Below are 14,586 nucleotides of genomic sequence, written 5' to 3'. Positions count from 1 at the left end.
CCTACAGCTTCTCCATTTTTTGCCGCACGGCCGGGGCCGTCGAGGACGTCGGCGCCAGTTCCAGATAGGTTTTGTACGCGGCCTTGGCCTTGGCGGCATCGCCAGCCTTGGCATACGCGTCACCCAGGTTCAAATAGGCGATCGCGCGCGACGGGTCCATCTTGACCGTATTTTCAAACCAGCGGGCCGCTTCGCGGTATTTTTCCTGCTTGTAGAAGACAAAGCCCAGGTTGTTCGCTGCCAGCGCGAAGTCGGGACGCAATTTCAGCGCTTCCGTAAATTGCGCTTCCGCCGCCGCATACTGTTTCTCCTTGTACAACTGCAAGCCACGGTCATTGGCCCGCTGCGCCAGCTGGCGCGCCGACGTGGGCACGGCGCCCGGCGTGACGATCTTTTGTTCACCGCCCTGCAAATCCTTCACCGTGACGCTGGCAGCTTGCGGCTTGGCGTCGAGCTTGCTGTTCAGGGCGATGGCTTCCGTCGACAGCTGTGTCGTATTCGGGCTGAGGAACTCCGTCTCGCCCGGCAATTCGAAGACGAAGTCGCCCCCTTCCGAGCCAGGCAGGCTGCCAAACGCGGGGGTCTGGTTCGATACGCTGGACACGGCGGGCGCCACGTAGGCGGCCAGTTCCGTGGCCGTGATGAGGCCATCGCCGTTCAAATCGCCCTTGCCCGCCAGGCCTTGCAGCAGGGTCCAGGTGAACACCGAGTGGCCGTTAGGTCCGCCATCGGCCACCAGCTGGTCGCCGCCGCCGGCCGTCAGCATTTGCCGGCCGATGCGCTTGGCGTTATCGCGCAAGAAGGAGCTGGAACCGGCTCCGCGCGTCAGGCCCAGGCCGCTGTAGCAGGCATCCATGACAAAGAACGCATGCTTGGCCGTCAGCGATTCCGCGATATTCTGGATTTCCGTCATGGGAATCGCATCCGTGGCGAACTGCGCCGGGTCAGAATCGACGGGCACGATGTAGCCAAGGTCGCGCCCGGAGCTGAGCTTGCGCGTGGCGCCGTGGCCGGCGAAGAAGACGAAGATGCGGTCATTCTTTTGCACGCCGCCATGCGCCAGCTTGTCGTGGAAGGCGGCCAGGATGTTGTTGCGCGTCGCCTCGCCATTCTTCAGGGTCACGACGCGCTCGGGCGCAAAAGCGAACTTTTCGATCAGGGTTTCGCGGATGCCTTGCGCATCGCGCACCGCGTATTGCAGTTTTGGCCACTTCGCATAATCATCGATGCCGATCACCACGGCCCAGGAATTGGCGTAGCCCGTGGTGACGGGCACTTTCTCGGGTGCGGGCGCCGTGCTTTTCGCCACCTGGAAGCTGCTGCCATCCCAGCCTGCGAATTGATAGCCTTCAGCGATCAGCTTGTCGAGCACGGCCGGCAAGGCTTTCACCGTGCGCTCATGGATGTCATGGAACAGGACGATGCCGCGTCCCGCCTTGTCGACGGAGGCCAGCACGCGATTCGTGATGGAGCTGGGCACGGGATCGGCCCAGTCCAGCGAATCGATATTCCACATCACGGATTTCAAATGCGCATCGGCCAGCGCGGCCATGCCTTCGCTGTTGCGCGCGCCATACGGAAAACGGAACAGCGCGGCCCGCTCGGGGCTGATAGCTTTCAACAAGGTGTCCGTGCCGAGGATTTCGCCTTTCAGCTTGTCGCCCGTCTGTTTCGACAACTGGGCGTGACTGAAACTGTGGTTGCCCACGGCATAGCCCTCTTTCATCAGCTTGCGGCTCACTTCCGCGCCCGCGTTCAGCTTGGCGTGGCCTTCCGCGTCGAGCGAGCCCAGGTTGCGGCCTACGTTGAAGAAGACGGCCGGCACGCCATACTGTTTCAGGATGGCGCTGATTTCTTCCGTGTAGCGGCGGTGCGGGCCGTCGTCGAAGGTCAGCACGATGGTTTTCTTCGGCAAGCCCAGGCCAAAGATTTCCGCCTCATCTTTTTTTGGCGCCGGCTTGGCTTCGGGTAGGGAACCGGCGGGCGGTACCGCATACGGTACGACGATGCCGTTTTCCTTCAGAATCTGTTCGCGGCTGTAGAGCTTTTTCAGCTGCGCCACGTAATCGTCCCAGCGTTCGCGCTTGAGTTCGATGGCGCGCTGCCCCAGGTTACCGAAGATTTGCCGGATTTCCTTCTCATAATTGCGCTCGATCTCGCCCAGCGCATCGAGGTCCTCGGAAATGCGCTTGTGCAGCTTGATCGCCGGCAAGGAGCTATCCCTGGCCACGTCGGCCAGCATGCTTTGCAGCAGTTCGCGGAAAGCCAGGCGGTCCGCATCGTACAGGCCGGGATCGGACTCGATATACGTCAACAGGCTATCGAGCGCTTCGAAGCGGCCCGGATTGGTGGGCGCCGTCAATTGATCAAGCGCAAGATCGAGCTTGGCGATGCGTTCCTGGTTTTCATGGAACAGCGCCTGCCCCACTTTACGTGCTTCGTCGCGCGCTCCTTCCGGCAAGCTTTGCTCGTCGGCCAGCAGCACGATGATCTTGCGGAAATTGCCCAGCAAGTCGCGGAACTGGCTGGCCACGGCGGCCGTGTCGACGGTGGACTGCGGCGCGGCGGCCGGGCTGTCCGAGGCGGGAGCGCCAGGTGTGGCGGTGGCGGCGGGACGGGTATAGGCATAAATGCCGGCCCCAGCGGCGAGAGCCACAACGACGGTGGCGGCGATCTTGATCGGCTTGGAAGTCACAGGCTTGTCATTCCCTTCACATACTATGCATAGCATTCAGATGGCGCGGATGCGCACGATGCATAATTGTAAAGCACGCCTGGCACAAGCTCAGCCCGCACGGTGAATTTCGGCAATAATATTGCTGAACACCTCCATAGATAGTGAAAACGGAAACGACGATGCACAAGAAACTTTGCGCGGCTGCGCTGATGCTGGGCGTGGCCCTGATGCTGCTGCAACTGCGCGCACATGCGGGCGATACGGGAGCAAAATCGGTGGGACGCGTGTGCCTGCCGCACTGAAGCGCTGATGGCACGGATCACGGCAGCCCGCGGGCGGGCGCGGGCCGCCTGACTGGTTACCCCTGATCAGGATCAAAATGCTTGCGCAAGCCTTGCCAGCACTCGAAATAGTCGTTTTGCAGCAGGCCGCCATTCAAGGCGAACGGCGTCGGCTTGAGGATGGTGCGCGTCTCGAACATGAAGGCCATGGTGTCGGCCACTTTGACGGGCGCGGACGTGTCGCTGCGGGAAGCCCTCTCGAACGTCTGCGCATCGGGACCGTGGCCCGACATGCAGTTGTGCAGGCTGGCGCCGCCGGGCACGAAACCGGCCGCCTTGGCGTCGTACACGCCGTGGATCAGCCCCATGAATTCGCTGGCCACGTTGCGGTGGAACCAAGGAGGCCGAAACGTGTGCTCGGCGGCCAGCCAGCGAGGCGGGAAGATGGCGAAGTCGATGGCGCCCAAGAGCGGGTTTTCGCTGGGCGCTTGCAGCACCAGGAAAATCGACGGGTCCGGATGGTCGTAGCTGATCGAGCCGATGGCGTTGAAACGGCGCAAATCGTATTTGTAAGGCGCGTAATTGCCGTGCCAGGCCACCACGTCCAGCGGCGAATGGTCCAGGGTCGTACGCCACAAATGGCCGCCGAACTTGGCCAGCAGCTCGCACTCGCCATCGATATCTTCGTAGGCCGCATGCGGCGTCAGAAAATCGCGTGCATTCGCCAGGCCGTTCGAGCCGATGGGCCCCATGTCCGGCAAACGGAAGGCCGTGCCGAAATTTTCGCACACATAGCCGCGCGCCATGCCATCCGGCAAGGTCACCCGGAAGCGCACGCCGCGAGGGATGACGGCGATTTCCTGCGGTTCCAGCTCGATCAGGCCCAGTTCCGTGGCAATTGCCAGCCGGCCTTCCTGCGGCACGACAAGCAATTCGCCATCGGCCGAATAAAAGAAGCGCTGCATGGAGCGGTTGGCCGCATACACGTGGATGGCGCAGCCGCTCATCGCTTCGGCGCTGCCGTTGCCGGCCATCGTGTGCCAGCCGTCGATGAAGTCGACCGGCGTACTGCTGTCAGGCAGCGCCAGTGGGTCCCAGCGCAGCTGGTTCGGCGGCGTGGGGGGCATGGCATGGAAATCGCTGACGATGTTGTTATTCGCCAGCAAGGTAAACGGCGGATGCTGGCTGGCCGGGCGGATGCGGTACAGCCACGAGCGCCGGTTTTGCGCGCGCGGCGCCGTGAAGGCCGTCCCCGACAATTGTTCCGCGTACAGGCCCAGGGGCGCTTGCTGCGGCGAGTTTTGCCCATGCGGCAAGGCGCCGGACACGGCCTCCGTGGCAAATTCGTTGCCGAAGCCGCTTTGGTAGCCGGCCCCTATCATGCGCTCACCGCCAGGCCGTCGGCAGCGTCGCGCAGCAAGCCCTGCACCACGTCGGCCTTGCCGATGGCGCCCATGGCCAGCAAGGCAAAGCGGGCGAGGAACAGCGGCGAGCGCTGTTCGCCCAGGCCGCCCATGGTGTGGCACAGTTCAGTATATAAATTATCGAGTTCGATGTCGTTCATGTTGTCTCCTTGTTACTCTGATTGGGCGATGCAGACCGCCGCCAGCGCTGCCGCCACCTGCCCCGCCGTCACTTGCCTCCAGCGTCCCAGCACGTGGCCGTCCGGACGCACGAGGTAAAACGTGCCTGGCTGTGCGTCAAACAATGAGAATACCTGCGCAGTGTGGTCCCAGGCGCACAATTCGCCACTGGCCCCGGCCGGATTACGGGCCAGCGCCACGGTGGCCAATGGCCATGTATCGCGCAGCGCCAGCAATTGCGGGGGCACGGTGCCATCCTCGCTGAAATACAAGCCCGTAAAGTCGCCATCCGCACCTTGTACCAGATCGGTAATATACCCCGCTTTTTGTCCGCCGCTGTACGGCAGCGCCAGCGGGCACTCCGGCAAGACCATACCCGGCGCGGGCCCGGCCGTGAACACATCCGGGTCGGGCGCGTTCAAGGGCGACTGCGCATACGCGATGGCGCTGGTCTGGCGCGGATTGATCAGCGAGCGCACGTGCGCATGCTTGCCCGCCAGGCCAAGCACGGCCGTGCGCATCAGCTCGAAAGCGAACGTGGGCGGCGCCATGAATTCCGTGCTTTTCGTGCCGTGGCGCAAGTTTTCACGGGCGGCGAACACGCGCTCGTCCGAATAGCTGTCCAGCAAGCCATGGGGTGCCTGCCCTTTGACCACATACGCGAGTTTCCAGGCCAGGTTGTCGGCATCGTCGATGCCGGAATTGGCCCCGCGCACGCCGAAGATGGGCACCAGGTGGGCCGCATCGCCCGCGAACAGCACGGGGCCGTGCCGGTATTTGTCCAGGGTCAGCGCGTTGGCTTTATAAATGGTGATCCACACGGGATGCCACGGCGCAGTTTCCCCCATCATGGCCAGCAGGCTGTCCACGCGGGGTGCCACGTTTTCCAGCAACACGGCCGACTGCGCGTCCTCGTCATCGCGCAACTGGTAATCGATGCGCCAGATATCGTCGGGCTGCTTGTGCACCAGCACGGTCGAACCGGGATTCGACGGCGGGTCGAAATACGCCAGGCGCTCCGTCGGTCGGTCGCTCTTCAGGTGGATATCGACGATCACATAACGCCCCTCGTAACTGGTGCCCTGCAATTTGAGACCCAGCGCCTCGCGCACGGCACTGCGCCCGCCATCGGCCGCCACCAGCCAGTCCGTATCGATTTGATACGTATCTTCCGGTGTCGTCACCGTCACGCTGGCGCCATCGGCGCGACGATCCACGCGCGTGACTTTCGTTTGCCAGCGGATATCGATCAGCTCCGGCAGGCGTTCGGCCGCGTCAAGCAGGAATTGCTCGATATGGTATTGCGCCAGGTTGACCATGGGCGGCAATTTCTGGTTCGCGTCTTGCGGCATCGTAAAGTGCAGCACTTCTTCCTCGCGGTAAAAGCTGCGCCCGCCCGCCCACGGCAAGCCCTTGGCCAAAAAGCCGTCGAGCGCGCCCAGGCGGGCTATGATTTCCAGGCTGCGCCGCGAGATGCAAATGGCGCGGCTGCCCGTGCACACGCCATCATCCGCTTCGATCAGCACAGAGCGCACGCCGTGGCGCGCCAGGCCCAGGGCCGTGGCCAGTCCCACGGGACCGCCACCGATGATCAGTACCGGTACATGCTGCGTGCCGGCGCCCACCGGCTTGCCAGGCGGATAGACTTTCGGCACATGGGGATAGGGGTGAAATGTGTCGCTCATGATGCTTTCCTCTTCAAGAAGGTGTTTTACCAGTACGCGCAATGGGCAGGGTCAGCACGATGGCCGCACCTGCCACGAGCAGCACGCTGGCATACAGCAAGCCCGTGGCAAAGCTGTGCGTGAAATCCTTCAGCCAACCCACGACGACGGGGTTCAGGGCCGAGCCAATATTGCCCGTGGCATTGATGACGGCAATGCCGATGGCCCGCGCCCCCAGGCTCAGTGCCCGGTCCGGCGTCGTCCAGAAGACGGACATGGCCGTATAGGCGCCCGTCGAGGCCATGCACACGCCCAGCAGCTGCACCACGGGGTTGCCGGAATACGCAGTCAGCAGCCAGCCAGCGGCCGACAGCAGCATGGGCCAGACGATGTGCCAGCGGCGTTCCTGCAGGCGGTCCGAGCGGCGGCCCCACAGGACCATGCCGATGACGGTACATACCTGCGGGATAGCGGCCAGCAAGCCGATTTTCGTGTTGCTGGCGTCGCCGCTGAAGCTCTTCACGATCAAGGGTGTCCATACGGCAACCATCGCCAGGGTATTGACCAGGCAAAAATAGGCGATACCGAATTTCAGCACGGTAGACGACAGCATTTCCGCCAGCACCGAGGTTTTCGTTTGTCCTGCGGTTTGTGGAGCTGCCGGCTTGTGCTCGGCCGCCAGCATGCGCGCCAGCACCTGCTGTTCCAGCTTGCCCAGCCAATGCGCCTTGTTGGGCGAATCGTCGAGGTAGCCGTACACGGCCAGGCCCAGCAGGACGGATGGCATGCCTTCGAGCAAGAACAGCCATTGCCAGCCCTTCAAGCCCCAGTGGCCGTCCAGGCCAAGGATCAGGCCCGACAGGGCCGAACCGATGGCGGCCGTGACGGGCATGGCGATCATGAACAGGGCGTTGGCGCGCGCGCGGTAGGCGCTGGGAAACCAATACGTCAGGTACAGCAGCATGCCGGGCAGGAAGCCCGCCTCCGTCACGCCCACCAGGAAACGCAGCGCATACAGGCTGGCCGGACCGCTGGCGAACAGGGTCGCCGTCGAGGCCAGGCCCCAGGCGATCATCATGCTGCCGATCCACTTGCGCGCGCCGATGCGGGCCAGCACGATGTTGCTGGGAATGCTGCACGCGATGTAGGCAATGTAAAACAGGGTGGTGGCAAAGCCGAACTGGGTGCCGGACAAGCCCAGGTCTTGCATCATCGTCAGGCCGGCGAAGCCGATATTGATGCGGTCGAGAAAGGAAAACACGAACAGCAGGAACAGAAATCCCAGCAAATGGCGCGATACCTTGCGCATCACCTGCTGTTCCAGTTGATTGGCGGCCGCGTCAAGAACGGGCGCATGGGTGGCGGGGGTGGCCGCTTGGGCGATGGTCATGCTTGTCTCCATAAGGTGTCACTCTCCCCTTGTTGATTTTATTGGGTGAGAGTTGCCGGATGCTCCGGCTTGAGACACAGTATGCAGACGACTACGCCAACGGCTGTCCCCATTTTGGGGACAGCCGCTGGCCAAAAGGACTAACCGCGTTTCTTGATGGGCACGTTGTCGATCTTCTGGTTGCCATAGCTGAAGGAACCGTGGCCGCTCCAGTTGTTGTCGGTCACGAAAGTCGCTTCAAACTTGGCCAGGTAGCTGCCGATGGCCGGTGGCGGCACGGACACCACGTATTCGCCGCTCAGGCTGAAGACGCGCGTGGCATTGCCCAGGCCCAGGCCATGCACAGGGCCGCTGACGGGACGGATCACCACGCGGCCATGCGGTGGCGCGATCGATTGCGTGATCAGCGCTTCGCCGCTGACGCTGCCGTCGTCGGGATTGTAAAACAGGGCGAGATTCAGGATGGGTGCGCCAGGCAGACCGAGATTGCCGGCGATCAGATAGACATGTTCTACCGCATTCAATTCAGATGAGGACACAATGAACTCCTTATGGGATGATTCCTGAGCCATGAAAAGGGAGATCGCGCGCGGCGACAGGCACTGGCTATCAGCCTTGCTGATGGCGCTTCAGCGCATCAACACTCTGCCGGCAGCATAGCCTTTTTTTTCATATCAATATGCTCACATTATTGCCTTGAATTCCAGTATTTTTGTGCACTGCCCCCTATGCACGGCGCGCTAGCATTTATACGGCATGCGGGCTTAGACATAACGCAAACAATTGGCGCTGGCTGGCAATGCCCAGCCGTTTGTACGCGCGCTTCTGATAGGTGACGACGCTCGATGGCTGCACGCCCATGGTCTCCGCTATTTCCACGGCAGTGAGCCCTTCAAGCACGCCGCGCAGCACGTCGAGTTCGCGCTTGCTCAATTGCGGGCCATGCTGGCGCAGCCGGGCCAGCATCATGGGCGAGACGCCTTGCGCGGGCTGGCCATTGATGCTGTAGTGGTGTCTGGCCGCATGCGCGAACAGGGGCGACAGGGTTTCGATGGCGGCGATTTCGCCGGGCTGGAACTGGCCCTGGCTGCTGTCGCGGTAGAAATTGACGGACAGCCAGATATCGCTGGCCGGCTGTACCAGCAGGGACAGCCGGTCCGACACATTGGGTTTTTGATAGCAGACGGCGCGGTAGCCGGGGTGGCGGATCTCGTCGCTGGCTTGCTGGTGCAGCACGATGGCGGGATCGATGTAGGGCCGGGCGGCGGGCGCGATGACGCTCTGGTTGCCGTCGAGCGCATAGTAATGACGCGCGTAGCTGTCGGCAATATCCTGCAGAAAACGCCCGCCGCGCCGGTCGGCCACGGCCACCGTGCGGGGCCGGTTGCCGAATTCATAAGCGAAGATCGTGCACTGGGCGATGGATGCGGCCGCGCCGGCCGTTTTCAGGATGGCGCTTGCCATGGCATTCACATCGGCATGGCTGATGGCGGCCACCAGATCGAGGGCGCGCCCCAGATCCAGCTGCCCTTCCGCCTGCCGCCGCTCTACCTGCCAATAGCGCATGGCTGCCTCCCGTGACGCTTATTGTTGACGCTGCGGCAAGACCCAGTCCGGGCGGATGTAGTGGCAGGTATAGCCGTGCGGCAAGCGCTGCAGATAATCCTGGTGCTCCGGTTCCGCTTCCCAAAACGGGCCGGCCGGCGCCACTTCCGTCACCACCTTGCCGGGCCACAGGCCGGAAGCGTCGACATCGCGGATGGTCTCTTCGGCCATGCGTTTTTGCTCGTCGCTCGTGTAAAAGATGGCCGAACGGTAGCTCGTGCCGCGGTCATTGCCCTGGCGGTCTTCCGTGCTGGGGTCATGGATCTGGAAGAAGAATTCCAGGATCTTGCGGTAGCTGATGGTGTTCGGGTCGAAAATAATCTCGATCGCTTCCGCATGCGTGCCGTGGTTGCGGTAGGTGGCATTGGCCACATCGCCGCCGCTGTAGCCCACGCGCGTGGCAAGCACGCCCGGATAGCGGCGCAGCAAGTCTTGCATGCCCCAGAAGCAGCCGCCGGCCAGGATCGCGGTTTCGTTATTTTGTGTCATGTTGTTCATTCCTTGATCTGAGAACCTTATCTTACCCTGTCGCGGCGTTTTCTTCAGCGGGCCAGCAAGCGCTTCAGCTGCGCCGCCTGGTAGGCGCCGATGGCGTCATTGAACAGGCAGCGGATCAAGGGATCATCGACGATGTCCGCTTCCATCAGCTCGGCCTGCGTGGCCGCGTCGAAAGGGCCATCGTTGATGCGCATGTACATTGAAGTCAGCGATTCGCCCAGCACCAGCGCCGCATGGCACTTCGCCAGCGGCACCTCGGTGGTCCAGCCGGGCGCCTCGCCGGTGGCGGGCACCAGGTCGATCAAGTCGCCATGCGTGCGGTAATGCAGCACCGTGGCCGCGCCGTCATGGCCATACAGCGACAATCGCCACAGGCGCGGCGCCTGGAAATAGCTGTCCTCGGACAGCTCCAAGTCGCGGTAGCGCTCAAGCAAGCCGCGCTGGCAAAAATCGAGCACCAGCGCCGCGTCGGCAGCGCTCAGGGAGGCGAAACGCCGGGCAACGTCAGCCGTGGCGGGCGGCGGCGCATCGGGACGGTAGTCAAAATCCACGCCCTGCGGCCCGACGGGGATAACCCAGGGCAGCGGCGCGGCCGGCGTCAATCCTTGCGCATCGAGCAGCACGGACGTGGACGGGTCGAGGCGGAAGATGTGCACGCCGGGCAGCGCGGCGCCGATCTCCTGCGCAAACTGGCGGTAGGTAATGGGGAACATCGCGTGGTTGTACCAGGACCAGTCTTCCTGCACGAACTGGCAAGAGCTGGGCACGATGTAACGGGGCGCCAGGGCCTGCAGTTGCGGCACCCAGTCATCTGGCAAATCCACTGGGCCTCGCGTCGCCAGCGACGGCGCGATGACGGCGATCTCGCGCATGGTCTGGAACGGCCACAGCACCATGTCCCAGGGCGCGAAGGCGGCCAGCTGCTCCAGGGTTTCGGGGCCGATCCAGGAATCGACGACGTTGAGCACATTCAGGCCGGCGGCGCGCACCTGGAACAGCGAGTCCACATCGTCGTCCAGCGCACGGCGCGGGATCACCTCGATGGCGCCCACCCGCACGGGCACGTCGACGTGCAGCCGCTCGACGGCGGTAAACCCCAGCGCGCGCAGCATGGCGAACAGTTCGTCGAAGACGCAGTACAGGTAGATGGGCGTGGCGCGGTCGAGCACATCGAGGCTGTCGAGCGAGCAGTGGTCGTCGTGGAAGTGCGAGATAAAGACGGCATCCCAGCGCAGCCGGCGCACGGCATCGAGGTCGAAGCGCACCGAGGGAAAGGCGTGGCAGTTGCGGCTGAACGGATTTTCGACGATGGGGTCGAAGGCGATGGCCGTGCCTTCGCATTCGAAGACATAGCCGGCGTGCAGGATGCGGGAGATTTTCAGGGGCATGGGAAGCTAAGAATACCCAACGGCGTGAATGCTGGGGTCAGACCCGGCGGGTCTGACCCCGGAACTTGCTTTGGGGGTGAAGATAATTGACGGGGAAATGCTTAATACGGATTATTCAGCACATCCATCGCGAAGTACGTAAAGATCATGTCCGCGCCCGCGCGCTTGATGGCGCCCAGGGTTTCCTGCACCACGCGGCGCTCGTCGATGGCACCCGCCTGCGCGGCGAACTTGATCATCGCGTACTCGCCGCTGACCTGGTAGGCGCCAATCGGCAGGCGCGTCACTTCGCGCAGGTCGCGGATGATGTCCAGATAGGCGCCGGCAGGTTTCACCATCAGCGCATCGGCGCCTTCGGCTTCGTCGATCAAGGACTCGCGGATGGCTTCGCGGCGGTTCATCGGGTCCATCTGGTAGGTCTTGCGGTCACCCTTCAGCGTGCTGCCTGCCGCATCGCGGAACGGGCCGTACAGGCCGGAAGCGAACTTGGTGGAATACGCCATGACGGGCGTGTCGTGGAAGCCGGCTGCATCCAACGCGCTGCGGATGGCTGCCACCTGGCCATCCATGGCGGCCGATGGCGCGATGATATCGGCGCCCGCCTGGGCCGCGATGACAGCCTGCTTGCCCAGGTTCAGCACCGTGCTGTCGTTGTCGACCGTGTCGCCATGCAGGATGCCGCAATGGCCGTGGTCCGTGTATTCGCAGAAGCAGGTGTCGGACATGACCACCATTTCCGGCACGGCGTCCTTGATGATGCGCGACATGCGCGCCACCAGGCCGTCCGGGTTCAGGGTGTCCGTGCCGTGGCTGTCCTTGTGGTGCGAAATGCCGAAGGTCATCACGGAGCGCAGACCGGCGCGCGCGTAGCGCTCGACTTCCTGCGCCAGCTTCGCTTCGGGAATGCGGCGCACGCCGGGCATGGACGTGATGTCGATGAAATCGCTGGAACCTTCGTCGACGAAGATCGGCAGGACCAGGTCGCGCGGATTGATCTCGGTCTCGCGGAACAGCTCACGCAGTTGCGGGGTCGCGCGCAGGCGGCGCATGCGCGAAGTTGGGTAGTGTGCTGGCATGGGATGACTGGCTTCAGGTTGGGAACGCCGATAAGTATACGCCGATCACGCCGGTTGCGCCGGGCCGTCCGGCAAAAAAGCCGCCCAGGTCAAAAAATGCCGTCGGGTGCTTTCATTGCGCGTGAAGCAAAGCCGTCACTTGCCAGCGCATGTCCGCCGCCAGTTGTAGCAGCATGGCGCCGCGGCGTCGCGCCTCGGCACGCTTTTTCGACGGCAGTTGCTCCAGGTCCGGCATCCTGCAAGGGCCGCATGGCAGGCGGTAATTGCCGTCACTGGTAGGCAGCGCATGCAGTTCCTGCCACGCCAGGTCGTAGTCGCAGGAGATGTGGCGGCGCCGGCGCCAGTTCAGCGCGATGCGGTTGGCATTGCTGACCAGGTCCAGATGGCCGCAGCCGAAAAAATCGCCCAGGTCGCGCAAGGCGGCCACCATCAGATTTTTTGGCCGGCAGCCGTGCAGCGCCCGCGTGGCCGCTTTCACCGCCTGGGCGCCGGCGGGCGAGCGCAAGCCCTGCAAGGCGCCCAGCTGGATGGCGCAGCCGCCAGGCTGCGGCCGGAACAGGAAACCGGCCAGATACAGCGAGACGCCGTCGCGCGTCAGGCGCAGGCACAGGTCGCCCTCGCGGTGGCTGTCGTGGATAGCGGTCAGCTGCAAGCGGTAGGTGGCACCATCCCTGCCCTCGATGGTGGCCAGCACCAGCGCGCGCCGCGCCGCGTATTCCACCAGCGGCCGCGCGCCAGCCTGCCACAGGAAGCGGTAATGCCCGCGCAACAGCTCCACGCGCGCCGCGCAGGGAAACTGGCGGCTGGCGTAGGGCCGGTAAATTTTATACAACATGCTGGGATGGGCTTGCGCCAGCGCCGCCAGGCCCGGCGTGCCGGCAATGAAGGCTTGCCAGCGCGCGCGCTGCAGGGGAAAGACCAGTGCGCCCAGGGCGGCCTTGATACGGTGTCCGTGCGGACGCAGTGCCGGCTGCTGCGGCGCGGCGTTGTCGCCGGTGGCGCTAAAAGTATGCATGCGAACGACTCTACTGAACGGGACGCGGCGACGGCCGCAAACAGCCCGTCACAGGCTGCTGCGCGTGCGCAGCCGCTCTATGCCGGGGTAGAGCGAATGATAGGGGGAGGTGAAAACGAAGGGGGTTACAAGTTGGTAATGTCGACCTGGCGTCTGGCGCACAAGCACATTATGGTATGGAGCCGGCTGCCGCCACCCTGAGGCCGCGCTTGAGCCGCTGCAGCAGCCAGCGCCGTGCCGGCACTTCCAGCAAGCGATAGCTGATGTTACTGACAAAGAGCAGGATGGCGGTGAAGATCGCCGCCTTCATCATGTAGTCCGCTATGCCCGTGCCCGGAAACATCAGACGCAGCGGCTTTTGCAGCAGCATGACCAGCGGCACATGCAGCAAGTAAATGGCATACGAGCAGTCGCCCAGAAAGGCTGCCGCCCGGCCCTCGAGTATCGCCGGCCGCAGCCTGGCGGCGAGCCATACTGTCCCAGGTAATACGCCCATCACGACGATGCCCAGCGGTATGACATCGGCGGTATCACCCACCGCATAAAAGGCGCCAAAGACGCCAAGCGTTAGGGCCGCAAAATAGGCCAGTATCCAGGCATGCATGCGGCACTGGAACAACAGCAAGCCGCCTGCAAAGCCCAGCAGGCCACGCAGCAAGCCTTCGTGCAGGTCGTCCGACTCATAGCCGGCCAGGTAGCGGTTCATCCAGACGGCGAATCCCCATAGCAGCAGCACCGAGCCAAGGTGCAGCGCGAGCTTCCAGCGCAAAGTATGCATGCCCATGCGGACGGCAGGGAACCAGATCAGATTGATGCACACCTCGACGAAAATCGACCAGCTAGGTCCGTTCCAGGGAAAGGTAGACACGCCATCCTGCAGGCAGGGCAGCATCAGCGCATTGGGCACGAAGCATGCGATGTTAGCCGGCATGGTGCCGATGCGGCTCTTGATCACGGTAACGGCGAGGGCCGCCACTAACGCGACGGCGTACAGCGGATACAGCCTTGCAAAGCGGTTGTGCAGAAAGGCTCTGAACGGCATGCCAAGGCGGATCCGCTCTTCATAGCTATGTGCCATGACCCAGCCGGAGAGGATGAAAAAGAAGTCGACCGCCAAATAGGCGTGCGTGACCTTGAAGCCGAAGATGAACGGCAGATGATACACGGCGACCAGCAGCGCGGCCAGACCACGCAAGCCATCGAGAGAAACGATACGGCCGCTGAAATGGCCATTCTTCATGCCATCACCAGTCATGCTTACCCCCGATATCCGCCTGTCGAACTGGCGCACCGCGCCAGCAATGAAAACCAGGCAGATATGGCGATCACTCGATGCAGCCTCCCGACGACGGGCAGGATCCACCGTCAAATGGCGATGCCACAAAAAGTATCAAAATTATATCATGATA

The 14,586-nt window shown here is 63.1% G+C and carries 13 protein-coding genes; 1 reads left to right on the top strand and 12 read right to left on the bottom strand.

Going from position 1 to position 14,586, the window contains the following annotated elements; all coding sequences use genetic code 11:
• Position 1: 1 nt before the first annotated feature.
• Positions 2-2,695, bottom strand: a complete 2,694-nt coding sequence (locus ACQ4WZ_RS07840) for a polysaccharide deacetylase family protein (RefSeq protein ID WP_436573023.1) — start codon at positions 2,693-2,695, stop codon at positions 2-4.
• A 161-nt stretch (positions 2,696-2,856) separates the two neighbouring features.
• On the opposite strand from ACQ4WZ_RS07840, the gene ACQ4WZ_RS07835 reads away from it, so the two are divergent.
• A complete protein-coding gene (locus ACQ4WZ_RS07835; protein ID WP_436573022.1) occupies positions 2,857-2,979 on the top strand; it encodes a hypothetical protein in 123 nt (40 codons plus the stop codon).
• A 56-nt stretch (positions 2,980-3,035) separates the two neighbouring features.
• Here ACQ4WZ_RS07835 and hmgA read toward each other — a convergent pair whose 3' ends face one another.
• From hmgA to ACQ4WZ_RS07780, 11 genes are all read right to left on the bottom strand, one after another.
• Positions 3,036-4,340, bottom strand: a complete 1,305-nt coding sequence (gene hmgA / locus ACQ4WZ_RS07830) for a homogentisate 1,2-dioxygenase (protein ID WP_436573021.1) — start codon at positions 4,338-4,340, stop codon at positions 3,036-3,038.
• A complete protein-coding gene (locus ACQ4WZ_RS07825) occupies positions 4,337-4,522 on the bottom strand; it encodes a hypothetical protein (protein WP_436573020.1) in 186 nt (61 codons plus the stop codon). Before ACQ4WZ_RS07825 ends, hmgA begins: the two co-directional genes overlap by 4 nt.
• A 12-nt stretch (positions 4,523-4,534) precedes the next feature.
• Positions 4,535-6,226: an FAD-dependent oxidoreductase gene (locus ACQ4WZ_RS07820; protein ID WP_436573019.1), complete on the bottom strand. Its 1,692-nt coding sequence runs from the start codon at positions 6,224-6,226 to the stop codon at positions 4,535-4,537.
• Positions 6,227-6,239: 13 nt separating this feature from the next.
• Positions 6,240-7,595: an MFS transporter gene (locus ACQ4WZ_RS07815; protein WP_243858044.1), complete on the bottom strand. Its 1,356-nt coding sequence runs from the start codon at positions 7,593-7,595 to the stop codon at positions 6,240-6,242.
• A 140-nt stretch (positions 7,596-7,735) separates the two neighbouring features.
• Positions 7,736-8,134 (bottom strand): DUF1842 domain-containing protein, encoded by a 399-nt coding sequence (locus ACQ4WZ_RS07810; RefSeq protein ID WP_101481496.1) that lies wholly within the window; start codon positions 8,132-8,134, stop codon positions 7,736-7,738.
• A gap of 208 nt (positions 8,135-8,342) precedes the next feature.
• A complete protein-coding gene (locus tag ACQ4WZ_RS07805; protein ID WP_101481497.1) occupies positions 8,343-9,161 on the bottom strand; it encodes a helix-turn-helix transcriptional regulator in 819 nt (272 codons plus the stop codon).
• Between the two features lie 18 nt (positions 9,162-9,179).
• Positions 9,180-9,689 carry a peptide-methionine (S)-S-oxide reductase MsrA gene (msrA, locus tag ACQ4WZ_RS07800; protein ID WP_101481498.1) on the bottom strand — a complete coding sequence of 170 codons (510 nt, stop codon included), beginning with the start codon at positions 9,687-9,689 and terminating at the stop codon, positions 9,180-9,182.
• 53 nt (positions 9,690-9,742) lie between these two features.
• Positions 9,743-11,086 carry an MBL fold metallo-hydrolase gene (locus tag ACQ4WZ_RS07795; protein ID WP_436573018.1) on the bottom strand — a complete coding sequence of 448 codons (1,344 nt, stop codon included), beginning with the start codon at positions 11,084-11,086 and terminating at the stop codon, positions 9,743-9,745.
• 101 nt (positions 11,087-11,187) lie between these two features.
• A complete protein-coding gene (gene hemB / locus ACQ4WZ_RS07790; RefSeq protein ID WP_096235656.1) occupies positions 11,188-12,162 on the bottom strand; it encodes a porphobilinogen synthase in 975 nt (324 codons plus the stop codon).
• A gap of 112 nt (positions 12,163-12,274) precedes the next feature.
• Positions 12,275-13,177 (bottom strand): VirK/YbjX family protein, encoded by a 903-nt coding sequence (locus tag ACQ4WZ_RS07785; RefSeq protein WP_101481500.1) that lies wholly within the window; start codon positions 13,175-13,177, stop codon positions 12,275-12,277.
• A 169-nt stretch (positions 13,178-13,346) separates the two neighbouring features.
• Complete coding sequence (locus tag ACQ4WZ_RS07780) at positions 13,347-14,540, bottom strand: acyltransferase family protein (RefSeq protein ID WP_436573868.1); 1,194 nt, start codon at positions 14,538-14,540, stop codon at positions 13,347-13,349.
• Between the last annotated feature and the right edge of the window lie 46 nt (positions 14,541-14,586).

Origin of the sequence: Janthinobacterium darwini (assembly GCF_051380905.1) — a bacterium.
GTDB lineage: Bacteria > Pseudomonadota > Gammaproteobacteria > Burkholderiales > Burkholderiaceae_D > Janthinobacterium.
This window is presented reverse-complemented; position numbering and strand designations above follow the sequence as displayed.